This is a genomic window from Micromonospora sp. NBC_00821, assembly GCF_036347035.1.
GTDB lineage: Bacteria > Actinomycetota > Actinomycetes > Mycobacteriales > Micromonosporaceae > Micromonospora > Micromonospora hortensis.
In genome coordinates this window covers 3,576,688-3,600,027 of record NZ_CP108880.1, presented here as the reverse complement: position 1 = coordinate 3,600,027, position 23,340 = coordinate 3,576,688, and the positions used below count along the sequence as shown (strand labels likewise).

General features: G+C 71.0%; 19 protein-coding genes. 7 read left to right on the top strand and 12 right to left on the bottom strand.

Features of this window, described 5'->3' with window-relative positions:
* Positions 1 to 55: 55 nt before the first annotated feature.
* Together OHB44_RS16485 and OHB44_RS16480 are read right to left on the bottom strand one after the other, a co-directional pair.
* Positions 56 to 1,435, bottom strand: coding sequence for an endo-1,4-beta-xylanase (locus tag OHB44_RS16485; protein WP_266302608.1), 1,380 nt, complete (start codon positions 1,433 to 1,435; stop codon positions 56 to 58).
* 322 nt (positions 1,436 to 1,757) lie between these two features.
* On the bottom strand, positions 1,758 to 3,608 hold the full coding sequence (locus OHB44_RS16480) for a family 43 glycosylhydrolase (RefSeq protein WP_442932676.1): 1,851 nt from the start codon (positions 3,606 to 3,608) through the stop codon (positions 1,758 to 1,760).
* 632 nt (positions 3,609 to 4,240) lie between these two features.
* Between OHB44_RS16480 and OHB44_RS16475 the strand changes: the two genes are divergently transcribed.
* The 3 genes from OHB44_RS16475 (at position 4,241) to OHB44_RS16465 (ending at position 8,681) form a co-directional block, all read left to right on the top strand.
* Positions 4,241 to 6,577: a beta-L-arabinofuranosidase domain-containing protein gene (locus tag OHB44_RS16475; RefSeq protein ID WP_238685793.1), complete on the top strand. Its 2,337-nt coding sequence runs from the start codon at positions 4,241 to 4,243 to the stop codon at positions 6,575 to 6,577.
* 160 nt (positions 6,578 to 6,737) lie between these two features.
* Positions 6,738 to 7,676, top strand: a complete 939-nt coding sequence (locus OHB44_RS16470) for a superoxide dismutase (RefSeq protein WP_266302610.1) — start codon at positions 6,738 to 6,740, stop codon at positions 7,674 to 7,676.
* A gap of 132 nt (positions 7,677 to 7,808) precedes the next feature.
* The gene (locus OHB44_RS16465) at positions 7,809 to 8,681 is read left to right on the top strand and encodes an endonuclease/exonuclease/phosphatase family protein (protein ID WP_238685795.1); all 873 of its coding nucleotides are present in this window, start codon (positions 7,809 to 7,811) and stop codon (positions 8,679 to 8,681) included.
* Between the two features lie 77 nt (positions 8,682 to 8,758).
* Here the strand turns inward: OHB44_RS16465 and OHB44_RS16460 are convergent, their stop codons facing one another.
* Positions 8,759 to 9,643, bottom strand: coding sequence for an MHYT domain-containing protein (locus tag OHB44_RS16460; protein ID WP_238685796.1), 885 nt, complete (start codon positions 9,641 to 9,643; stop codon positions 8,759 to 8,761).
* Positions 9,644 to 9,809: 166 nt separating this feature from the next.
* Positions 9,810 to 12,611, bottom strand: a complete 2,802-nt coding sequence (locus OHB44_RS16455) for a DEAD/DEAH box helicase (RefSeq protein ID WP_330441160.1) — start codon at positions 12,609 to 12,611, stop codon at positions 9,810 to 9,812.
* Positions 12,612 to 12,697: 86 nt separating this feature from the next.
* Here OHB44_RS16455 and OHB44_RS16450 point away from each other — a divergent pair, with 86 nt between their 5' ends.
* A complete protein-coding gene (locus OHB44_RS16450; RefSeq protein WP_238685798.1) occupies positions 12,698 to 13,468 on the top strand; it encodes an HAD family hydrolase in 771 nt (256 codons plus the stop codon).
* Between the two features lie 87 nt (positions 13,469 to 13,555).
* Positions 13,556 to 14,473: an EamA family transporter gene (locus OHB44_RS16445; protein ID WP_442932675.1), complete on the top strand. Its 918-nt coding sequence runs from the start codon at positions 13,556 to 13,558 to the stop codon at positions 14,471 to 14,473.
* On the opposite strand, the gene OHB44_RS16440 is transcribed toward OHB44_RS16445, so the two are convergent.
* The 6 genes from OHB44_RS16440 to OHB44_RS16415 form a co-directional block, all read right to left on the bottom strand.
* The gene (locus OHB44_RS16440) at positions 14,436 to 15,359 is read right to left on the bottom strand and encodes a diacylglycerol kinase (RefSeq protein ID WP_266305159.1); all 924 of its coding nucleotides are present in this window, start codon (positions 15,357 to 15,359) and stop codon (positions 14,436 to 14,438) included. The two genes, OHB44_RS16445 and OHB44_RS16440, sit on opposite strands and share 38 nt — an antisense overlap.
* A 138-nt stretch (positions 15,360 to 15,497) precedes the next feature.
* Complete coding sequence (gene tatC, locus OHB44_RS16435) at positions 15,498 to 16,451, bottom strand: twin-arginine translocase subunit TatC (protein ID WP_238685801.1); 954 nt, start codon at positions 16,449 to 16,451, stop codon at positions 15,498 to 15,500.
* An 18-nt stretch (positions 16,452 to 16,469) separates the two neighbouring features.
* On the bottom strand, positions 16,470 to 16,784 hold the full coding sequence (gene tatA, locus OHB44_RS16430) for a Sec-independent protein translocase subunit TatA (RefSeq protein WP_196922929.1): 315 nt from the start codon (positions 16,782 to 16,784) through the stop codon (positions 16,470 to 16,472).
* Between the two features lie 159 nt (positions 16,785 to 16,943).
* Complete coding sequence (locus tag OHB44_RS16425) at positions 16,944 to 17,189, bottom strand: hypothetical protein (RefSeq protein ID WP_238685802.1); 246 nt, start codon at positions 17,187 to 17,189, stop codon at positions 16,944 to 16,946.
* 10 nt (positions 17,190 to 17,199) lie between these two features.
* A complete protein-coding gene (locus OHB44_RS16420; RefSeq protein ID WP_330441158.1) occupies positions 17,200 to 18,255 on the bottom strand; it encodes a helix-turn-helix transcriptional regulator in 1,056 nt (351 codons plus the stop codon).
* Positions 18,252 to 19,250: a helix-turn-helix transcriptional regulator gene (locus tag OHB44_RS16415; protein WP_238685804.1), complete on the bottom strand. Its 999-nt coding sequence runs from the start codon at positions 19,248 to 19,250 to the stop codon at positions 18,252 to 18,254. The genes OHB44_RS16420 and OHB44_RS16415 overlap by 4 nt, the downstream gene beginning before the upstream one ends.
* Before the next feature lie 117 nt (positions 19,251 to 19,367).
* Between OHB44_RS16415 and OHB44_RS16410 the strand changes: the two genes are divergently transcribed.
* Together OHB44_RS16410 and OHB44_RS16405 are read left to right on the top strand one after the other, a co-directional pair.
* Positions 19,368 to 20,372, top strand: coding sequence for a cation diffusion facilitator family transporter (locus tag OHB44_RS16410; protein ID WP_238685805.1), 1,005 nt, complete (start codon positions 19,368 to 19,370; stop codon positions 20,370 to 20,372).
* Between the two features lie 49 nt (positions 20,373 to 20,421).
* Positions 20,422 to 21,507, top strand: coding sequence for a DUF3866 family protein (locus tag OHB44_RS16405; protein ID WP_330441157.1), 1,086 nt, complete (start codon positions 20,422 to 20,424; stop codon positions 21,505 to 21,507).
* A 144-nt stretch (positions 21,508 to 21,651) separates the two neighbouring features.
* On the opposite strand, the gene OHB44_RS16400 is transcribed toward OHB44_RS16405, so the two are convergent.
* Both OHB44_RS16400 and pafA read right to left on the bottom strand, forming a co-directional pair.
* Positions 21,652 to 21,846, bottom strand: a complete 195-nt coding sequence (locus tag OHB44_RS16400; RefSeq protein ID WP_238685807.1) for a hypothetical protein — start codon at positions 21,844 to 21,846, stop codon at positions 21,652 to 21,654.
* Between the two features lie 79 nt (positions 21,847 to 21,925).
* The gene (gene pafA / locus OHB44_RS16395) at positions 21,926 to 23,284 is read right to left on the bottom strand and encodes a Pup--protein ligase (RefSeq protein WP_210781723.1); all 1,359 of its coding nucleotides are present in this window, start codon (positions 23,282 to 23,284) and stop codon (positions 21,926 to 21,928) included.
* Positions 23,285 to 23,340: the final 56 nt, after the last annotated feature.

Here is a 23,340-nt window from a genome sequence, read left to right as displayed (position 1 = left end):
CACGAGGGGTCCTCCGCACCGGCCGACGTCGGTCGTTCAGTCGGTCATCGGGTGATCACGAGGCGGTGCAGGTCGGCGTGACGCCGGAGGCGCTGCCGGTGCCCTGGAAGCCGAACTCGGTGACCTGGCCCGCGCCGAGCCGGCCGTTGTAGTTCACGTTGGCGAACCGCACAGTGCCGGTGGAGCCACTGGCCGTCGCGCTCCAGGTGTTGGTGACGCTGGCACCACTCGGGAGCGTGAAGCCGACGTTCCACCCGCTCGTGCCGGCGGAGCCGGCGGTCACCTTCACGGAGGCCACGAATCCACCGGTCCACGAGTTCAGTGACACCGACGCCGAACAACCAACCGCCGGTGGGTCCGTCGGCGGATCGGTCGGCGGGTCCGTCGGAGGGTCGGTCGGCGGATCGGTCGGCGGGTCCGTCGGGATGGCCGGGCCGGCGTTGAGGGCGTTCAGGACGTTCGTGTACGCGGCCTTCTTGTTGCCGTTGCAGTCGAACAGCAGTGCGTTGTCCGAGCCACGCCACGAGTCGCAGTCCCGCACTCCCCACACCGTGATACCGGTGCAGCGCGAGACGTTCATGCAGGCGCGGGTGACGGCGCCGTAGATGTTGGCCTGGTTGCCACCGGTCATCACGTCCAGCTCGGTGATCTGCACATCCACACCGAGATCGGCGAACCGCTGGAGGTTGGCCTGGTAGTCACCGGCCAACGAGGTGCCCAGGTGCGACTGGAAGCCCACGCAGTCGATCGGCACGCCACGGGACTTGAAGTCCCGCACCATGTTGTAGATCCCCGTCGACTTCGCGTTGATCCCGTCGGTGTTGTAGTCGTTGTAACACAACTTCGCACCCGGATCCGCCGCCCGCGCCGCCCGGAACGCCGCCTCGATCCAGTCATTACCGGTGCGCTGCAGATTCGAATCCCGACGCGCCCCGGAGTTACCGTCAGCGAACGCCTCGTTCACCACATCCCACGAGTGGATCTTTCCCCGGAAATGCGTGGCGACCTGGGTGACGTGGTTGATCATCGCGCTGCGCAACGCGCTGCCTGACATGCTCTGCGCCCAGCCCGGCTGCTGCTGATACCACAGCAACGCGTGACCCCGCACGCTCATGCCATTGGCCTGCGCGTGACTGACCAGACGGTCACCACCGGTGTACCGGAACTGGCCCTGCTGCGGCTCGGTGGCGTCCCACTTCATCTCGTTCTCGGCCACGACACTGTTGAACTCACGGTTCAATACGGTCACGTACGCGCTGGTGGACAGCTTGCCCGTCGCGACGGCGGCGCCGAAGTAACGGCCCTTCTCGGCCGCGGACGCTCGCAGGGTGGTGCCGGCGCTGGCCGAGGTGGTCAGCGCCATCGTCATACCCGCGGCGAGGGCGCCGGTGACCGCGACGGTCACCGCCGCCCGCAGAACTCTTCTGTGTTTCATGCGGATTCCTTGTCTGTGGTGGTGCAGCGATGGGGGCGCGGCGCCGAATCTGCTGCGAGATCGGAGACGGCAGCACCTGTCGCCGTCACGGCAGCAGTGCGGGAAGTCCTGACTCGACGTCCGGCATGCCCTGGGCGGACGTCGAAATCCGAGGGGCCACAGCGGGTTCGCCCGGTGAACCACAGGAGCGGCCGCCCTCAACCATCGACTGTGAGCGATAACATGCCGTTCGTCAAGTCGTAACCAGACGTACCGAACACGGGTCGCTCCGATGGGACGCTGTCGCTGCCGGAGCCGTACGATCACGGCTCCGGCAGCACCCTCACTGGAACGAGGCGTCGTCGACCAGGAGGCTGTCGGTGCCCTCAGCCGTCTCCACGTAGAAGGCGGCGCTGGTCAGCGTGCCGCTCCACGACACGGTCGCGGTGCCGGTGAGCAGGGTCCAGCCGTTGACGTTCACCCCGACCGCCGGCGTCAGCTGGAGGTAGTTCGTCGTGCCGTTCGCGGTCAGCGACAGCGTCGCCTTCGCCGACGGGGTGCCGCTCTGTGCTCGTACCCAGGCGTTTGTGGTGTAGCTCTTGCCGTTGGTGAGCTTGGCGGTCACGTCCTGACTGGGGCCGTTCCAGGCACCGGTCCGGCCGGTGATCGACAGCGATCCGCTGCCGCCGTGCGCGAGTGTGGTGTTCCTGGCGAGGGTGCCGCTGCCGTGCACACCCCAGCCCGTCGTGCCGTTCTCCACGTCGCCGTTGGTGAGCAGGTTGGTGGCGCTGCCGCCGCCGGTGCCGCCGAACTGCCACCAGTTGATGTTGAACAGGTTGCCGCTGCCGCCGGCGAAGCGCAGGTAGAGATCATGGGTGCCGGTCGCTCCGCTGACCGCGCAGGTGCTGGTGGTCCAGGTCTGCCAGCCGCCGGTGCCACCCACTGCGCAGGTGCCAACGGTCGGGCCGGTGGCGCTGTCGAGACGAACCTCGATCCGGCCGCCGCTGGTGGCCGACGCGACCCGGGCGCTGAACGAGGTCGCACCCGCGCCGAACGCGACGCCCTTGACCTTGATGTAGTCGCCGTTCTCGATCCAACCGACGTTCATCCCGCCCTCGCTCGACGCCTCGGTCTCGATTCCCGAGCCCCACGCGATCGTCTCGGCCTCCTGTCGCACGTACGGGTTCAGCGTGCCCACCTGTGGGGCACCGGTGTTCGTCATCGTGATCGTCGGGAACAGGCCATTGCTGGTATAGCTGAACTTCTCCACAGCGACCGAGCGGGTGTAACCACTACCACCCGGCAATGCTCCGTTGTGATAGAAGAAATACGAACCACCCTGGAATTCGATCACACCCGCGTGATTGGTGAAGCTGGCGCCCTGTCGGGGCATGATCGTTCCCCGGTAGGTCCACGGCCCCGTCGGCCCGGTCGCGGTGGAGTAGGCGATGAACTCCGAGCAGCATTCCGCCGCGAACACGTTGTAGTACAACCCGTTGCGCTTGAACACCCACGGGCCCTCCTCGTACAGGGTCGGCCGACTCGCATTACCGTTACGAGTACCGAACCCCGCCGTCGTCAGTGGGATGCGTGTCGCGCTGCCGGAGAACGAAATCATGTCCGGGTTCAATTTCACGTACCACAGACCCGGGTTACCCCAGTACAGATACGCCTGCCCGTCATCATCGATGAACGCGTGCGGGTCGATTTCGTTGTTGCCGACCAGGGGTCGACCGAGTGCGTCGCGAAACGGCCCGGTCGGGCTGTCGGCCACCCCGACGCCGATGACCATCTGCCCGTTGGAGCGCTGGCGCACCGGCACGTACCAGTAGAACTTTCCGTTACGCGCAACGACCTGCCCGGCCCACGCGTTGGCGTCCGCCCACGCGAACGTCGCCAGATTCATCGGCGATCCGTGATCGGTCCAGTTCACCATGTCGGCGGACGAGTAGACCCGCCACTCACGCATTGTGAAATTGGTGGACCCGTCCTCGTCATGTCCGGTGTAGACGTAGACCCGGCCGTTGTGCACCATCGGCGCCGGGTCGGCGGTGTAGATGTTCTGGACGATGGGGTTGTCGGCCTTGGCCGTGCCCGGGATCAGTGCGAGGACGCAAGCCATGCTCGCCAGCCAGGCGATGGCGCGCCTGGCCCGGTGGGTGGCCCGGGTTGTGGTTCGATCTTTCACCTTCACGATTACTCCCACAGAGAGTGCGCCGTGCGCGATGTCTGACTCGGCGAGCCACCGCTGTCCTGGCTGCCGCTCGAACGTGCCGTGCCGTCCACACGCCGAGCAGTACGACCGGCAGCAGTGTTAGCGCTAACAGCGTTTCCCGGGCGCCTCCTCCCCCATCTGACCTGGATTTTTGTGCGGCGCGGGATGTCCGTCGTAACCACATCGCAGCATTCATGTATCGACGTTGACATCCAAGATTTACGATGCACCGTACTGAGCGACCGGGCGGGCGTCAACGGGAGGGCGCTCGCTCCGCACCCACCGCCATCCGTCACACACAGTCACATTTTGGTGGTCGCGAGCCGGGCAGGTGTCCGTTTCGGACCATAGCTGCCACCGGTGGCCCCGCGCCCCGGGTCAGCTTGTCGCGGGATGAGTCAACGAGGCGCCCCGGGGGTTGCGGGTGTGTTAACGACGAACTATGTTAGCGATCACATCGATGTGCCGCGATAAGCGCTTGGGTGGGCACCCAGCGTCCACGGCGACCGCGTTCCCCACCACACCGCATCCGTTGTCGGCCCCGTTGCGGCCGACCGCCCCCGCCGCCATCGATGGCGGCCCCGACGTACCCGGCCACCTGGAGGTTCCCCATGCCACCCCCGCCCCTCAGCCGCCGCAACCTGCTTCAGGCCACCGGCGCCACAGTGGTGCTCTCCGCGACCGGCGCCGCCGTCACCCCCGGAAGCGCCTCCGCCGCCATCGTGCCCCCGGCCCGGGCCGACATCGGCGTCTCGGCGTACGCGTTCGACCTCGGTCAGGTGCGGCTGACCTCCGGCCGCTGGATGGACAACCAGTCGCGGACGCTCAACTACCTGCGGTTCGTCGACGTCGACCGGATGCTCTACAACTTCCGCGCCAACCACCGGCTGTCCACGAACGGCGCCGCCACCAACGGGGGCTGGGACGCGCCGAACTTCCCGTTCCGGACCCACATGCAGGGCCACTTCCTGAGCGCGTGGGCGTACGCGTACGCGGTGCTCGGCGACACCACCTGCCGGGACAAGGCCAACTACATGGTGGCCGAGCTGGCCAAGTGCCAGGCGAACAACGGGGCCGCCGGGTTCGGCGCGGGTTACCTCTCCGGCTTCCCGGAGTCCGACTTCACCGCCCTCGAGGCACGGACGCTGTCCAACGGCAACGTGCCCTACTACTGCATCCACAAGACCCTCGCCGGTCTGCTCGACGTCTGGCGCTACATCGGCAACACCCAGGCCCGTACGGTGCTGCTGTCCCTCGCCGGCTGGGTCGACACCCGGACGAGCCGACTGAGCTCCAGTCAGATGCAGTCGATGCTGGGCACCGAGTTCGGGGGCATGAACGACGTGCTCGCCGACATCTACCAGCAGACCGGCGACAGCCGGTGGCTCGCCACCGCGCAGCGGTTCGACCACGCCGGCGTGTTCGACCCGCTGGCCAACAACCAGGACCAGCTCAACGGCAAGCACGCCAACACGCAGGTGCCCAAGTGGATCGGCGCGGCCCGGGAGTTCAAGGCCACCGGGACCACCCGTTACCGGAACATCGCCAGCAACGCGTGGAACATCACCGTCGGCGCGCACACCTACGCCATCGGCGGCAACAGCCAGGCGGAGCACTTCCGGCCGCCCAACGCGATCGCCGGCTACCTCACCAACGACACCTGTGAGCAGTGCAACACGTACAACATGCTCAAACTGACCCGGGAGCTGTGGCTGCTCGACCCGAACCGGGCCGACTACTTCGACTACTACGAGCGCGCGCTGATGAACCACCTGATCGGCGGGCAGAACTCGGCCGACAGCCGCGGCCACATCACCTACTTCACCCCGCTGCGGCCGGGTGGCCGTCGGGGTGTGGGCCCGGCCTGGGGTGGCGGCACGTGGAGCACCGACTACAACTCGTTCTGGTGCTGCCAGGGCACCGGCCTGGAGATCAACACGAGGTTGATGGACTCCATCTACTTCTACAACGGCACCACGCTGAGCGTGAACCTGTTCACGCCGTCGGTGCTGAACTGGACGCAGCGCGGCATCACCGTCACCCAGACCACCAGCTTCCCGGTCAGTGACACCACCACGCTGACCCTGAGCGGCTCGATGAGCGGCTCCTGGAGCATCCGGGTGCGGATCCCGTCCTGGACCAGCGGTGCGACGATCGCCGTCAACGGCACCGTGGAGAACGTCACCACCACCCCGGGCAGCTACGCCACTGTCACGCGCACCTGGGCCGCGGGCGACACCATCACCGTGCGGCTGCCGATGCAGATCGCCGTCAAGGCCGCCAACGACAACGCCAACGTCGGCGCGGTCACCTACGGCCCCACGGTGCTGGCCGGCAACTACGGCAACACGGCCCTGAGCACCCTGCCCACCCTCACCGTCTCCTCGATCACCCGGACCAGCACCAGCTCGCTCGCGTTCACCGCCAGCGCCAACGGGTCCACCGTGAACCTCGCCCCCTTCTACGACGCCCACGGCTACAACTACACGGTCTACTGGAACACCACGGGTAGCGGTAGCGGCGGCGGCGGCAGCTACCGCCTGCAGAACGTCGGCACGGGCCTGGTTCTCGGTGTCCAGAACATGTCCACCGCCGACGGTGGTCTGGCCGTGCAGTGGAGCGACAGCGGCACCGCCGACCACAACTGGGTGGTCGTGACCGACGGCAACGCGGTCCGGTTCCGCAACGTCCACAGCGGCAAGGTGCTGGGTGTGGAGAACATGTCCACCGCCGACAACGCTCGCGTCCTGCAATGGGCGGACAACGGCACCGCGGACCACCGGTGGATCCTCGTGGACAACGGCGACGGGACCTACAAGATCCGCAACGTCAACAGCAACAAGCTGCTCGGCATCCTGAACGCGTCGACCGCCTGGGGCGCACAGGCCGTGCAGGATTCGGACAACGGCAGCGCGGACAACCGGTGGAGGCTGGTCCGCAACGCCTGACCTCCGTCCCGCCAAACGGGCTCACCGGCGCGGTCACCCGAAGGCCGCGCCGGTGACGCCGGGCGGGCGCCCGCCAGCGGTCGTACAGTGGGGAGGGTCCTGGCCCCAGTGAACGTGGCGGACGTGTCGGCTCGTGCCGCTTCCGCCCGGAAGGAGCACAGTGAACCGTCCCCTCCGCACCACGCTCGGCGGCGCGTTGACCGCCGTCATGCTGGCCACCGTCGCCGTCGCGCCGGCGCAGGCGCACCCCGTAGACCGGCCGCCAACCGTCCTCGCCCTCCCCGACGGGTTCCAGCCCGAGGGCATCGCCACCGCGGGCCGGTACGCCTACTTCGGCTCCCGCGCCACCGGTGCCATCCAGCGCGTCGACCTGGTCACCGGCCGGGGCACGACGATCGGCGCGGCCACCGGCACGCCGTCGCTCGGCCTCAAGGTCGACCCACGTGGCCGGCTCTTCGTCTCCGGTGGCACGGCTGGCGACGCTCGCGTGCTCGACACCCGCACCGGCGAGGTGCTGGCCCGCTACCAGTTCGCCACCGCCCCGACGTTCGTCAACGACGTCGTGCTGACCCGCGACGCGGCATACTTCACCGACTCGAACCGGCCGGTGCTCTACCGGCTGCCGCTCGGTCGCCGTGGGGCGCTGCCGCCCGCCGACGCCTTCAGCACGATCACACTGACCGGCGCGTACGAGCAGGTCGGCACGGGGGTGAACCTCAACGGCATTACCACCACACCGGACGGCCGGGCGCTGATCGTCGTCCAGTCCAGCACCGGCACGCTGTACCGGGTCGACCCGGCGACCGGCGCGAGCACAGTCGTGGACGTGCCGGGCCACACCTTCACCAACGGCGACGGACTTCTCCTGCTCGGCCGCACCCTCTACGTCGTGCAGAACCGCCTCAACCAGATCGCGGTGGTCCGGCTGAACCACGCCGGCACCGCCGGAGCGCTCACCAGCACCATCACCGATCCGAACTTCGACGTACCCACCACTGTGGCCAAGGCGCTCGGCCGGCTCTACCTGCCCAACGCCCGGTTCACCACACCGCCGACCCCCACCACGCCGTACACGGCCGTCGCGGTCCGCGCCCACTGAGCGAACCGAGGGGGTACGCGCCCGGCGCGTACCCCCTCGACCCACCGCTCTGATCTGAATCGCCGATTCGGCCGCCAGTAGGATCACTGGCGCCCCGGCGATGACTGTCACCTCATGCACCCCGGAGTTCGTGTGGCCGCCCGTCCGTACCGGTTCCTGCGCCGAGCCCTGGCTGTGGTCTGTCTACTCGCCGCCGCCGCGCTCCCGGCCAACCGGCCGACCGCCTCCCCGGCCGCGCCCACCGACGCCGCGCAGCCCACGGTCCTACGGATGCTCCAGCTGAACCTCTGCAACAGTGGCCGCGCCGGCTGCTACAGCGGTCGAGCGATGGCCAGGGCCGCCGAGGTGATCAGCATCGAGGCGCCCGACCTGGTCACCCTCAACGAAATCTGCGCCGGCGACGTGTCCGACCTGCAGAGCGTGTTCCAAACCGTTCACCCAGGGCGGACCGTCGTGGCCGCGTTCCAGGCCGCCGGTGACCGCCCGAGCGGCGACGACACCCGCTGCCGTAACGGCCAACGGTTCGGCATCGGGCTGCTGACCCACGTGCGGACGCCAACCACCCCGCGCACCGTGTACGCCGGAACCCACCCGACGCAGGACCTCGGGGACCCCGAGGAACGAGCCTGGCTCTGCGTCGACGTCGACAGAGTCCTGCTCGCCTGCACCACGCACCTGTCGGCCACCGGCTACCGCGTCGCGCTCACCCAGTGCGAGCACCTGCTCGACACCATCCTGCCGACGATCGGCCGCGACGACGGGTACGAGCCCACCGTGCTGGGTGGCGACCTCAACCTGCGCGCCGGCCAGGACCCCGACGTGCGGTCCTGCACCCCGCCGGGCCACCAGCGGGTCGACGACGGCCGACTGCAACACGTCACGGCGACCACCGACATCACGCTCTGCTGCCGCAGTCTGGTGCCCATGCACGGGACGACCGACCACCCCGGACTGCTGGTCACCCTCACGATCGACGGCAGCCGATCCGGCCGGCCGCCGGCCTGATCCGCCTCCTGAGCGGGCGCGGAGGCGGCCGGATCTATAAGGCCGTCAGCAACACGGCGCGGGCCGGCCGCACGACGTCAGCGCGGCGGTGTGTCCCGGCGGGACGGGAACGGAGTACCGGGCTGGCCGAGGGTGGAGCGGGCGCGCAACCCGACCGGGTCGGGAGCAGCGGCGGGCGCCGGGGCCGCCGGCTCCGAGAGCCGCCGCCCGTCCAGGTACGCGGTGGCAGCCCGGTCGTCGTCGGTCGGGGCGGCGAGCAGCGCGTAGAGCAGACCGACGACCCCGAAGATCACCGCCAGCACGATCGGCACCAGCAGGGTGCTCACCCCGGCGCCGGTCACCTCGCCCGTCCGTTCGTGGCGGTGCACCGACAGGGCGCTCATGCCGGTGAAGTGCATCCCGTTGACGGCGATTCCCATGACCAGCGCGGAGGCGAAGATCGCCAACCCCCGCCGGACGGTCATGGCGAGCCACAGCGCGACGGTGGACGCCACCACGGCGATGACCACCGAGAGCACGACCCGGACCGTGTCGTAGCCGAGGCTGCCGTTGAGGCGCATGGCGGCCATGCCGGTGTAGTGCATGGAGGCCACGCCGGCGCCGGTGAAGATGCCGCCGGCGATCAGGCGTACCGGATTCAGCCGGCCGGTGCCCACGATGGCCAGGCCGATGCCGACCGCCACCACGGCGATGGCCGTGCTGGCCGCGGTCAGCGGCACGTCGTAGCGGATCCGGGTGTTCTCGACGGCGAAGCCGAGCATGGCCATGAAGTGCATCGCCCAGATGGCGGTGCCGCCCAGCGCCCAGGCGGACAGCAGACCCCACCACGCCCGCTGACCGTTCGTGCGGGCCGTGCGGATGCGCCCGGCGCACACCAGACCGAGGATCGAACCGAGCACGGACAGCGCGTAGCTCAGCGCGGGCGTGATCCACCCGTACTCAAAGTGATTGATCTCCGCCACGGCGGCTTTCTCCCCATTCGTTACCCACGCGTCAACAAGACGCTTCGGCAATGATCAGGGGTGCCGTGATCAGGCGCAACAGTGCCCCCCGGGCCATCCGAGGCGTGCGGTTGCGGTAACCGTCCGCTGCGTCGATTCGACAGCCGAAAATGACTGAGCGTGACTGTCACGCTGACGTGTGGTACGCGAGGACACCTCGATTGACGGCCGCTATAGCCTGTCGAGCCGTCGACCGCAGCTCCGTTGTGGCACCGCCAGAGTCGGCAATCTGACCGAGCAGGTCGACGACCTGTCGGGCCCACCGGACGAAGTCACCGGCGGGCATCTCACCATCGATCTCGTGACCGCTGCCGAGCACCTTCGCCAGCGCCTCACCCCGAGCCCACCGGTAGACGGGCCAGGCGAAACCGAGATCTGGCTCCCGGGTCGCCGTCAGCCCCCGCGCCGCCTCGTCGGCCTCGATCTCCCCCCACAGCTTCAGCGTCTCGTCCACCGCGTCGGCCACCGGTCCGCGCGGCAGCGACGCCCGTTCGTCGACATCGCGGCGCGCCTCGAACACCACCACTGACACCGCGGCGGCCAGCTCGGCCGGGGACAATCCGTTCCAGACCCCACGGCGCAGGCACTCGGCGACCAGCAGATCCGCCTCGGTCCAGATCCGGCCCAGCATCCGACCGGCGTCGGTGACCGCCCCGTCGCGGGCGAGGTAGCCACGCTCGGTCAGCAGCGCCACGATCCGGTCGAACGTTCGCGCGAGGGACCCCGTACGACCACTGACGCGCTCGCGCAGCTCCTCGGTGTCGCGCTCCAGCCGCCGACGCCGCTCCGCCCAGCGGGCGTGCTCCTCCCGCTCCGGGCAGGCGTGGCAGGGGTGGTGACGCAACTCGGTGCGGAGCTGGGTGATCTGGTGGTCCTCGCCGGCCACCTGCCGGGAACGGCCCCCGCGTCGACCACCGTGCCGATCCAAACCGGTGCCGCTGACCTCGGCGGCAAGATCCCGCCGGGCGCCCGGGGACCGGTGGTTGAAGTGCTTGGGCACCCGGATCCGGGCCAACACCTCGGCCGGAGTGGTGAAGTCGCCGGGGCTGACCCGCCCGGCCCAACGATCCTGGGTGAGCACCAGCGGCCGGGGCTCACCGAACCCACCGGTCGCCGGGTCCAGCACCACGGCCAGCCCGGCCCGCCGGCCCGACGGCACCCGGATCACGTCGCCGACCCGCAGCCGCTCCAACGAGGCCACCGCGGCGGCCTTGCGCTGGGTCTGCCCCTGCCGGGCGATCGCCTTCTCCCGGTCGGCGATCGCCACCCGCAGCGCGAAGTACTCGTCGAAGTCGCCGTGATGGCAGGCGGCCTCCGCGCCGTACGCCTCGATGGTCTCGGTGTTGCGCTGCACCTGCCGGGCCAGGCCGACCACCGACCGGTCCGCCTGAAACTGGGCGAACGAGGACTCCAGCAGGGCCCGAGCCGGCTCCGCGCCGACGGTGCCGACCAGGTTCACCGCCATGTTGTACGACGGCCGGAAGCTGGAGCGCAGCGGATAGGTGCGGGTGGACGCGAGCCCGGCCACCTGCCGTGGGTCGGTCTCCGGGGACCACACCACGACGGCGTGCCCCTCCACGTCGATGCCCCGGCGGCCGGCGCGCCCGGTGAGCTGGGTGTACTCCCCCGGGGTCAGGTCGACGTGAGCCTCGCCGTTGTACTTGACCAGCCGTTCCAGCACCACGCAGCGGGCCGGCATGTTGATGCCCAACGCCAGCGTCTCGGTGGCGAAGACCGCCTTGACCAGGCCGCGGACGAACAGCTCCTCGACGATCTCCTTGAACACCGGCAGCATGCCGGCGTGGTGGGCGGCCAGGCCGCGTTCCAGGCCGTCCAGCCACTCCCAGTAGCCCAGGACCGACAGGTCCTCGCCGGGAATGGCGGCGACCCGCGACTCGACGACCCGGCGGATTTCGGCCCGCTCCTCCGCCGAGGTGAGCCGCAGTCCGGCCGCGAGACACTGCTGCACCGCGGCGGCGCAACCGGCCCGGCTGAAGATGAACAGGATCGCCGGTAGCAGACCCTCGCGGTCCAGTCGGTCGACGATGTCCGGGCGCAACGGGCCACGCCAGCGCGGGCCGCGCCGGCCGGCACCGGGCCCGGCGCTGCGCCCCTCACCCAACTCCAGCCGCCGCGCGGTCTCCCGGGTGTAGCGGAGCAACTCAGGGTGCACGTCGTGCTTGCGGGCGGCGTCGGCGTCGTGGAACAGGTCGAACATCCGCTTGCCGACCAGCATGTGCTGCCACAACGGCACCGGCCGGTGCTCGCTGACCACCACCGCGGTCTCGCCGCGCACGGTGACCAGCCAGTCGGCGAACTCCTCGGCGTTCGAGACGGTCGCCGACAACGAGACCAGGGTGACCGAGGCGGGCAGGTGGATGATCACCTCTTCCCAGACCCCACCGCGGAACCGGTCGGCCAGGTAGTGCACCTCGTCCATCACCACGTACGCGAGGCCCTGGAGGGTGCTGGAGCCCGCGTAGAGCATGTTGCGCAGCACCTCGGTGGTCATCACCACCACCGGCGCGTCGCCGTTGATCGCGTTGTCACCGGTCAGCAGGCCGACCTGCTCGACGCCGTACCGGGCGACCAGGTCGTGGTACTTCTGGTTGGACAACGCCTTGATCGGCGTGGTGTAGAAGCACTTGCGCCGCGCCGGTGGGGTCGTCGCGTCGGCAGCGGGCACCGGGTCGTCGGGCCGCCCCCGCAACGCCAGGTGGACGGCGAACTCCCCCACCACCGTCTTACCGGCGCCGGTGGGAGCGCAGACCAGCACACCGCTGCCCCGCTCCAGCGACTGACACGCCTCCCGCTGGAAGTCGTCGAGGTCGAACCCCAACTCGAGGGCGAACTCGTCCAGCGCCGGAAACTGTGCGGCTTGTGCGGCCTTGCGGCGCGCCGCTGCGTACCGCTCGGCGGGGCTCGACATGGCACCAAGATTAGTGCGTGCCGCGTCATGTCACCCCACAAGGCCGTCCGGAGGCGCGGTCGGGGGCGGTCGGTAGGGTGCACGGCGTGCCGGACCATGCCGAACCGCCCCAGACCAGTCCGCCGGGCACCGCTGAGGCGCCCGCCGCCCGCCGGGCGTCCCGACGCCCCGTCAAGGCGGTGCTCTTCGACTTCCACGGCACCCTGGCCCAGGTGGAGGACCCCCAGCGGTGGGTGCTGGAGGCCGCGGCGGCGTGCGGTGTGACCCTGGACCGGGTGCGCGCCACCTCGCTGGCCGACCGGCTGCTGACCGCCGGGCGCGCCGGCGGGCCACTGCCGGCACGGGTGCCGCCCCGACTCGCCGAACTGTGGGCCGACCGGGACCTCTACCAACACGCTCACCGGGGCGCGTACACCGGATTGGCCGAGACCGTCGACGCCGGCATCGACGGCTTTGCCGACGCGCTCTACGAGCGGTTGCTGACCACCGAGGGCTGGCTGCCGTACGCCGACACCACCCCCACGCTGACCGCGCTGCGCGACGCCGGTGTGCCGGTGGCGGTGGTCAGCAACATCGGCTTCGACCTGCGGCCACACTTCGACGCCTGGGGGCTGACCGACCTGGTTGGCGCGTTCGTGCTCTCGTACGAGGTAGGGCGCTGCAAACCCGACCCGGCGATCTTCTGGCGGGCCTGCGGCATGCTGGGCGTCGACCCGGAGCAGACCCTGATGGTCGGTGACACCCCGGCGGACGCGGGCGCGGTGGCCGCCGGCTGCTCGGTGCTGGTGCTCCCGGCAGCCGAGCCGGGCCGGGAGAACGGGCTGGGCGCGGTGCTCGACCTCGCCCTGCCAGCCTGAACGACACCGCCCGGTCCGTGCTGTGCCCACCGTTGGTCACAGCGGTGGGCACCGCCGCCAGGTAGCCGGAGCTGAGCGCCTACCGTCGTGCCCGTGACCGAGATCCTGCTGCCCACGCCCCGGTCGGGCGAGACACGACCGGCCCGGCGCGGTGGCGTCGCCGCCGTGGGGCTGGTGCTCGGCGGTGCCCTGTCGGTGCAGTTCGGCTCCGCAGTGGCCGCGCTGCTCTTCCCGCGTACCGGGGTGGCCGGCGCGGTGACCCTGCGGCTGACCATCTCGGCGGTGCTGCTGCTCGTGGTGTGCCGGCCCCGACTGCGCGGACACGACCGGTCGGCCTGGCTCGCGGCCGGCGCGTTCGGGCTGGCGTTGGCCGGCATGAACTCGCTGTTCTACCAGGCCATCGAACGCATCCCGCTGGGCCCGGCGGTGACCCTGGAGGTGCTCGGCCCCCTCGCCCTGTCGGTATTCTCCGCCCGCCGACTGGCCAGCTGGGGCTGGGCGGGTCTCGCCCTGGCCGGGGTGGCGCTGCTCGGCCAGGGCGGCTTCGACCGGCTGGACCCGGTCGGGGTGGCCTTCGCGTTCGGCGCGGGCGCCATGTGGGCCGCGTACATCGTGCTGAGCGCCCGGGTCGGCGGCCGCTTTCCCGGCGCGGACGGGCTGGCCCTGGCACTGGCCGTCGCCGCGCTGGTCACCCTGCCGCTGGGCATCGTCGACGGCGGCGCGGTGCTGCTCGACCCGCCGGTGCTGGCGCTCGGCGCCGCCCTCGCGGTGCTCGCCTCCGGGCTGCCCTACACCCTGGAGCTGCTGGCGCTACGGCGGATGCCCACCGCCACCTTCGCGGTGCTGATGAGCCTCGGCCCGGCCGTCGCCACGCTCGCCGGGTGGCTGGTGCTGCGGCAGGCGCTGACAGTGCTGGAATGCGCCGCCATCGTGCTGGTCATCGCCGCCAGCATCGGCGCGGTACGGGTCAACGCAGCAGCCGCAGGGCGCCCGGAACGGCACTGATCGTCACCGGCAGCCGCAGGGAGCGTTCCCCGTCGGCGTACGAGGTGATGCCCTCGGCGGCCAACTCCACAGTGCGGGCCCGGAAACTGCGCACCAGCGGGTGGCTGACGTGGGTGCCCTGGTAGATGCGCGGCTTCACCCGGACCAGGGTCCGCCGGTTGACCCGACCCGCCACCACCACGTCGAGCAGTCCGTCGGTCGGGTCAGCGTCCGGGCAGATCCGCATCCCACCGCCGTACGTGGGGCAGTTGCCCACCGCCACCAGCACCGCGTCCAGGTCGTGTGGCACCCCGTCCAGGCGCAGCGTGTAGCGGCGTGGGCGCAGCCGGGCCAGCTCGACCAGGATCGCCAGGTCGTACCGGCGCGGGCCGCGCGGCCAGCGCATCCGGTTGGCCCGCTCGTTGACGATCGCGTCGAACCCGGCCGCGAGGACCGCTCCGTACCAGCGCTCGACGCCGTCGACCCCGACCATCCGGGCCAGGTCGACCGGTTGACTGCGGCCGTCGCGCACCGCCTCGGCGATCACCGTCGCCGCGGCGAGGGGGTCGGCCGGGAAGCCGGTGTCCAGGGCGAAGTCGTTGCCGGTGCCGGCCGGGATCGGGCCGAACGGCACGGCGGTGCCGGCGACAGCCTGCAACGCCCGGTGCACTGTGCCGTCCCCGCCGACCGCCACCAGCGCGCCAGCGCCCTCGGCGACGGCGGCCCGGCACGCCGCCTCCGCCTCGGCGGGGCTGGACGCCGGCAGCAACCGGATCGGCCGTCCGGCGGCGGACAAGCCGTCCAGCAACCGGGGCAGCAACGCGCGGTGCCGTCCACGACCGGCGGTCGGGTTGGCGAGCACGGCGACCGGGCCGGGCAGGTGATCGTCTGCGGTCACGGGCAGCACCGTACCGGTCGGACACCCGCCGTTCACCAGGGGCAGGCGCCGTCACCATCAGTTCCGCCGCCAACGCGCGAGGTGACGCGACGACGCCGCCCCCGGCAAACGGGGACGGCGTCGGTGGAACCGGGCGGCGCGGGGCCGTCAGGTCATGTCGTCGTAGCGGCGTTCGATCGGCGCCGGTGGCGCGACCGGTTCGGGTACGCCGATTGGCGCCGTCGAGTCGACCCGCTGCCCGGCCACGACCGGGTCCGCGTCGAACTCCAGTGGCGACACCTCGTCGTCGTCGATACCGGCGTAGACCTCCTTGCCCCGCCCACGTCGCCGATCGTTGAGGAACGCGACGCCGACCGCGGCGAAGTAGAGCGCGGAGAGACAGAGCGCCAACGCGGTCATCCCGAACGGGTCCGGTGTCGGGGTGACCACGGCGGAGAAGGCGAAGAACACGAAGATCGCCACCCGCCACCAACTGAGCAACCGTTTCGCGCTGGCGATGCCCACGAAGTTGAGCATCAGCACGACGAGCGGGAACTCGAAGGCCACACCGAACAACAGGATCAGGTTGGTGACGAACGAGATGTACCGGGTGACTTCCAGGGTGGTCGCGATGTCATCGCCGGACACGTTCATCAGGAACTCGAGGCCCTTGGCGGTGACGAAGAACGCCAGCACCGCGCCGGCCGCGAAGAGCGGCGCCGCCAAGGCCGTGAAGGCGTAGGCGTAACGCCGCTCGTGCCGATGCAGACCAGGCGCGATGAAAGCCCAGAGTTGGTAGAGCCAGATCGGCGCCGCGATGATCAGGCCCACCCACAAGCCGATCTTCAGGTTCAGCAGGAAGAGGTCGGCCGGCCCGAGCTGAACGAAGAGGCACTTGTTGGTCTCCGGGTCGATCGACCCCGGCAGGTCGCAGTACGGCTTCGATAGCAAGATCCGGACCGGCTCGGCCAGCCAGATACCGAAGCCGAAGCCGATCATGATCGCCAGCGACGCGCGGAACAGCCGGTTGCGCAGTTCCCGAACGTGCTCGATGAGCGTCATCGAGCCGTCGGCGGCCCGCTCGAACGCCTTTGGGCCACGTTTACGCAGTGCGAAGGCCACGGTGGTGGGGCCCTTCGGTCAGTTGTCGCGGACGCGGTGCACCGGGTCGACGACCGGCTGCTGCGGCGGCGTCTGCTGGTACGGGGCCTGCTGCGGCTGGCCAGCGTACGGCGCCTGCTGCCCGGCGTGCGGCGGCAACGGCTGGTAGCCGGCCTGCGCGTCGGCCTTCTCGGCGAGGTCGCGGTCGTCGTCCTGCAGGCTCTTGGTCTCGGCCTTGATGATCCGCAGCGACCGACCCAGCGAACGGGCCGCGTCGGGGAGCCGCTTCGCACCGAAGAGCAGGATCAGCACAACCACGAGAACAGCGATGTGCCACGGCTTGAGGGCACCCATGAGAAGCTCCAGTCGCTCTGTGTCCGGGGGGTGGTACGCAGCCCATCGTACGTGCGGATCGGCTGCCCGCCACCCACTGGGTGGTGGTGGTCTGGGCGGGAGGGTGAAGTCTTGACCAACCCGCGATGATCCGTCAACCACCGCCGGGCGCGTACCCGATCAGCCGCGCTTGGCCCTGATCACCGCGAGTCGCTGGGAGGTGGTGTCGAGCCGACGTTGGACGTCCTCGGCGCGCTGTTGCAGCGCCTCGGCGGTCTCCCGCAGCGCCTCAGCCTCGGCGGCCCGCCGCTGCAACGCCACGGCGGCGCGGCGCAGTCGGGGCAGCCGGGCCAACACCGGGCGCACAGCCAACGCGAGCGCCACGAGGGGTAGCAGCACCACCGCGAGCACGATCCAGATCAGCACGGCGGTCAGCCTACTGGGTGCGGCCGGCCACCGCCGGGTCACCCGACGGCGCACGCGCCGGGACGCTCTCGGGCGGCCGGGGCACTGCCGTGGGCGCGGGCACGGCGTACGCGTCCAGCGCGGCGGCCGCCGTCGCCCGCACCTGCTCGGCCAACTCGACCGGGGCGACCACCGCCACCTCCGGGCCGAGGCCCAGCACGAACCGACGGGCCCACCCCAGGTCGGTGACCCGCAGGGAGACGAGCCACTGGTCGCCGTCGCCGGCCTCCACCCGCTCGCACGGGTAGTACTCGGTGATCCACCGCTCGCCCCGACCGATGCGCAGGGTGATCAACGGAAGGTCGGCCGAGGGGCGGAACACTCCCTCGGTGAGGTCGTGCGGGACGGCCTGCGGCGGCACCATGGCCGGCTCGTCCAGCTCGGTGATCGCGTCGATCCGGTCGGCGCGGAACAGCCGGACGGCCTCCGCGCGCCGACACCACGCCTCCACGTACGCCCGGCCGCCGACCATCAGCATCCGCAGCGGGTCGATGACGCGCTCGGTGGTCTCGTCCCGGGCTGCCGTGTAGTAGGTGATCCGCAGGGCCTTGCCGCCCTCCACGGCGGCGCGCAGCGCCTCGACCCGCGGGGTGTCCCCGGGCAACCGCACCGCCACCGGCGCGCCCACCAGGTCGCCGGCGGCCTCGATCTTGGCGAGGGCCCGTTCGACTGCCTCCCGGTTGGCCACCCCGGGCGTCTCGGCCAGCATCCGCAGCGCCACCACGAGGGCCAGTGCCTCGTCGGGGGTCAGCCGCAACGGCCGGTCGATGCCCGCGTCGTAGGTGATGGTCACCCGGTCGCCGTCGAACGCCATGTCGATCAGGTCACCGGGGCCGTACCCGGGCAGCCCGCACACCCAGAGCAGCTCCAGGTCCTCCCGGAGCTGGCGCTCGGTGACGCCCAGGTCACCGGCCGCCTCGGCGATCTCGATGCCGGGCCGGGCCAGCAGGTAGGGCACCAGGTTGAGCAGTCGGGCCAGCCGGTCGGCGGAGGCGCGGGAGCCGTTACGGGCGGCCGGGCGGGTCACCCGGCACCCCCGCTGACGGCCAACTCGTCGTGGCGCACGGCGATCTCCTTGAGTCGTTGGATGACCGCCTCGCGGACCTCCGGTGGGTCGAGGACCCGCACGTCCGGGCCGTAGCCGACGAGATGACCGGCCAGCCCGTCCGGGTCGGCGTACGGCAGGACCAGCAGGTCGCCGTCCGGCCCGGCGGTCACCTCCACCGCCCACCGGCGCAGCCCGGCGGCCCGCCCGGACGCCACCAGCACGGTGGCCCGACCGGTGCGCTCCACCGGACCCGACCAGCGGGCCACGTGGCTGATCAGGTCGACGTTGGCCGGCGGCTCGTACGCGCCGGGGGCGCCGGTCACCCGGACCGCGCCGACGACACGGGACAGCCGGAAGCAGCGGGTCGCCTCCCGGTCCTGGTCGTGGCCGACCACGTACCACCGGCCGCGCCAGCAGACCACGCCCCACGGTTGCAGCCGTCGCCGGCTGGGCGCGTCGCGGTCGGGCACCCGGTAGTCGAACCCCACCTCGCGGCGGTCCCGGGCGGCGGCGGTCAGCGGCGCGAACGCCGGGTCGACAGTGACCATCGGCTCCAGGCCGAGGGTCGCCTGCGGGTCCACGTCCACCCCGGCGGCACGCAGCTTGGCCAGCCCCGACGACGCGGCGGCGGCCAGCCCGGCGTGCTGCCACAGCCGGGCGGCGATGCCGACCGCTGCTGCCTCGTCCGGTTCGAGGAGGATGTCGGGCAGCGCGTATTCGCGGTGGGCGATCCGGTAGCCGGGCTCGGCGTCGAAGGCGCTCGCCGTGCCGGTCTCCAGTGGCACGCCCAGCTCCCGCAGCTCGGCCTTGTCCCGCTCGAACTTGCGCTGGAACGCCTCGTGGTCGCGCGCGTCGTCCGGATCGTGCTCGTAACCGGGCACGGTCGCGGCGATCTGCGCGGCGGTCAGGAACCGTCGCGTGGACAGGAGGCAGATCACCAGGTTGACCAGGCGTTCGGTGCGGGTCCGCGACACGCGGTAGACGCTAGCAGCCGACCCGCCCACACCGTGCACCCACGCGGGCGTGCCGCACACTTGTTCGGATCGGGCCTCCCCCGGCGCGCCGCCGTCCGCGGTCATAGGGTGATTCTCATGTCGCAAGCGGAGGCCAGGCCCGAGAGCGAAAGCGTCGGCACCGTCGTCGTCGCCGGCGTCGCCAACCTCGCCATCGCGGTGGCCAAGCTGATCGCCGGGCTGATCTCCGGATCAGCCGCGATGCTCTCCGAGGCGGCGCACTCGGTCGCCGACACCACCACCGAGGTGCTGCTCTTCCAGGCGCTGCGCCGCGGCGCCCGCCCGGCCGACCAGCGACGCCCCTTCGGGTACGGCAAGGAAAGCTACGTCTGGGCGTTCTTCGCGGCCATGTTCACATTCGTCGCCGGCGCCGGTTTCGCCGTCACCCACGGCGTCACCACGATCCTGGTGCACGAGCACAGCGGCGACTACCTCATCTCGTACATCGTGCTCGCGGTGTCGTTCGTCATCGAGTCGATCTCACTGGCCCGGGCGGTGCGGCAGGTCCGCCGCGAGTCGCGACGCTGGCGGACCACGCCTCGGCGGTTCCTGCGGCTGACCGCCGACACCACAGTCAAGGCGGTCTTCCTGGAGGACAGCGCGGCCCTGATCGGTCTGGTGCTGGCCGGGCTCGGCGTCGGCCTGTCGCACGCCACCGGCGACGAGGTGTGGGACGGCGTCGCGTCGATCCTGATCGGGCTCCTGCTGCTGACTGTCGCCGGGGTCCTCGCCGCCAACAACCTGTCGCTGCTGGTCGGCCGAGCCGTCCCGGAGCGGCTGCGCCACGAGATCGAGCAGGACCTGGCCGGGCTGCCCGAGGTGGAGCGCATCGACACCCTGTTGACCATGCAGCTCGGCCCGCAGGACATCCTGGTCGCCGCGAAGGTCGACTTCCGCGACGAGGCCACCGGCGCGCAGATCGAGGCCACCGCCGACGAGGCCGAGCGGCGGCTCACCGACCGGTACCCGGAAATTCGGTTCGTCTTCCTCGACCCGACCCGTTCGATGCCCGGCGCCACCGGCACCGCCCGGCACACCCAGGCCGGGCCGACACCGGACGCCGGCGGCCCCGAGCCGACCTGACCCACACCCGGGCGCGGGCCGCCGGGCCCGCGCGGCTAGCGTGCCCGTCATGGTGCGATGGCGTACGGGGACGGTGGCGACGCTGCGACGGCAGTGGACCGGGGCGGTGGAGCTGGACGTCGACCTGCCCGACGGCACGCGGATGCGGGCGCTGGCCTACCCGGAGCTGGTCGGCACGCCCGAGCCCGGCGACCGGGTGCTGCTCAACGCCGGCGCGTTGCTGATGGGGTTGGGCACCGGCGGGTACGCCCTGGTGGTGGCCCTGCCGGACCGGCTGCCCTCGGACCCGCAAGACGTCGCCGACACCCGCGACGCCGGGCACCTGGTCAAGGCCCGCTACACGCCGTTGCAGCCGATCCTCCTCGGTGTCGACGAGGAGGCCTCTCCGCACCGCGACGTGCTGGCCGACGCGGACGACCTGGGCGGCCTGCCGGTGGTCACCGCCGACCTGCACTCGGCGCTCCCGGCGATCCTGGCCGGTATCCGGGCCGACGCCCCGCAGGCGCGGGTGGCGTACCTGCTCACCGACGGCGGGGCGCTGCCCGCCTGGTTCTCCCGCACCCTCGCCGGGCTGCGGGCCGAACTGGCCGGCACGATCACCGTCGGGCAGGCGTTCGGTGGCGACCTGGAGGCCACCACCCTGCACGGCGGTCTGCTCGCCGCCCGGTACGTGCTCCACGCGGACGTGGCGATCGTGGCTCAGGGACCGGGCAACCTGGGCACCGGCACCCGGTGGGGTTTCTCCGGCATCGCCGTCGGCGAGGCCGTCAACGCGATCGCCACGTTGGGCGGAAGGCCGGTCGGCTCGTTACGCATCTCCGACGCCGACCCCCGCCCCCGACACCGGGGCGTGTCACACCACAGCCTCACCGCGTACGGCCGGGTGGCGCTCGCCCCGGCGGAGCTGGTGGTGCCCGAGGATCTGACGCCGTCCCTCGCGGCCGAGGTGCACGCGGCGCTGGCGCCCCTGGCGGCCCGGCACCGGATCGTCCGGGTGCTCACCGACGGTCTGGACGCCGCGCTGCGGGCCAGCGCCGTGCCCCTGTCCACCATGGGCCGTGGCCTCGACGCCGACCACGCGTACTTCCTGGCGGCCGCCGCCGCCGGCCGCCACGCGGTAACCCTCCTCCCCTGACCCAACCCCAACCCCCAACCCCGACCCGGTTGATCATGAAGTTATTGCCCGTCGCCCCGGCGTGTCATGGCAATAACTTCATGATCAACGCGAGCTGGGACGGGGTGGGACGGGTGGGAGGGCACCCGGGGGTGGGGGGGTGGGTCAGGCCAGGAAGATCAGGGCTAGCCAGCCGCCCACGATGAGCGCCAGGGCCAGGGCCAGCACCCACGTCGGCACCGTGTAGTCACCGCGCCGGTTACGGTCGATCTCGGCGCGGATCTTCTCCCGCCGGCGTTCGATCCAGTTCTGCCGCTCGGTGCCGCGCTCAGGGCGGTCGGAAGGTCCAGAAGTCGTCATGGCGCGCTCAGCTTAACCGCTCGGCGCGTCGGGCTGACCGGCCCCGTCGGCGCAGCGCACCGACGGGGCCGGCAACCGGTCACATGCTGGCGATCAGCCGCTCCACCCGCTCGTCGTACGCCCGGAACGGGTCCTTGCAGAGCACGGTGCGCTGCGCCTGGTCGTTGAGCTTCAGGTGCACCCAGTCGACTGTGAAGTCCCGACGCTTCTCCTGGGCGTGCCGAATGAATTCGCCCCGCAGCCGGGCCCGGGTGGTCTGCGGCGGGGTCTCCTTGGCCTCGAAGATCTCCGGGTCGGTGGCCACCCGGTCGACGTCGCCACGGCGCTCCAGGAGCCCGTAGAGCCCCCGGCCGCGGCGCACGTCGTGGTAGGCCAGATCCATCTGCGCCACCCGGGGGTGCGACAGCGGCAGGTCGTGCTTGCGCTGGTAGCGCTCGATCAACCGCAGCTTGCTGACCCAGTCGATCTCCCGGGAGACCGGCTCCAGGTCGCCGCTCTCCACCGCGTTGAGCACCCGGCCCCACAGCTCGACGACCCGCTTGGCGGCCTGGTCGCCGCCGCGTCGCTCGACGAACTCGGTGGCCTTGGCCAGGTATTCCTGCTGGATGTCCAGGGCGCTGACCTCCTTGCCGTTGGCCAACCGCACCTTGCGCCGGCCGGTGATGTCGTGCGACACCTCCCGGATGGCCCGGATCGGGTTCTCCAGGGACAGGTCGCGCATCACCACCCCGGCCTCGATCATCCGCAGCACGATGTCGGCGGTGCCGACCTTGAGCAGCGTGGTGACCTCGTTCATGTTGGAGTCGCCGACGATCACGTGCAGCCGCCGGTAGCGCTCGGCGTCAGCGTGCGGCTCGTCGCGGGTGTTGATGATCGGGCGGCTGCGGGTGGTCGCCGAGGAGACGCCCTCCCAGATGTGCTCGGCCCGCTGCGAGAGGCAGTAGACCGCGCCGCGTGGGGTTTGCAGGACCTTGCCGGCCCCGCAGATCAACTGCCGGGTGACCAGGAACGGGATGAGCACGTCGGCGAGCCGGCCGAACTCGCCGTGCCGGGAGACCAGGTAGTTCTCGTGGCAGCCGTACGAGTTGCCGGCCGAATCGGTGTTGTTCTTGAACAGGTAGATCTCACCCGCGATGCCCTCGTCGTGCAGTCGCTTCTCCGCGTCGACGAGCAGGCCCTCCAGGATCCGCTCGCCGGCCCGGTCGTGGGCGACGAGATCGGTCACCGAGTCGCACTCCGGTGTCGCGTACTCCGGATGCGACCCGACGTCCAGGTAGAGCCGGGCCCCATTGCGCAGGAAGACATTGCTCGACCGACCCCAGGACACCACGCGACGGAACAGATACCGCGCGACCTCGTCCGGGGACAGCCGCCGCTGCCCGCGATAGGTGCAGGTGACGCCGTACTCGGTCTCGAGGCCGAAGATTCGCCGCTCCATGGTGTGACATTAGCCGCCCGGAGGCCCGGTTCGTCACTGTCAGACCACAGGTCGTG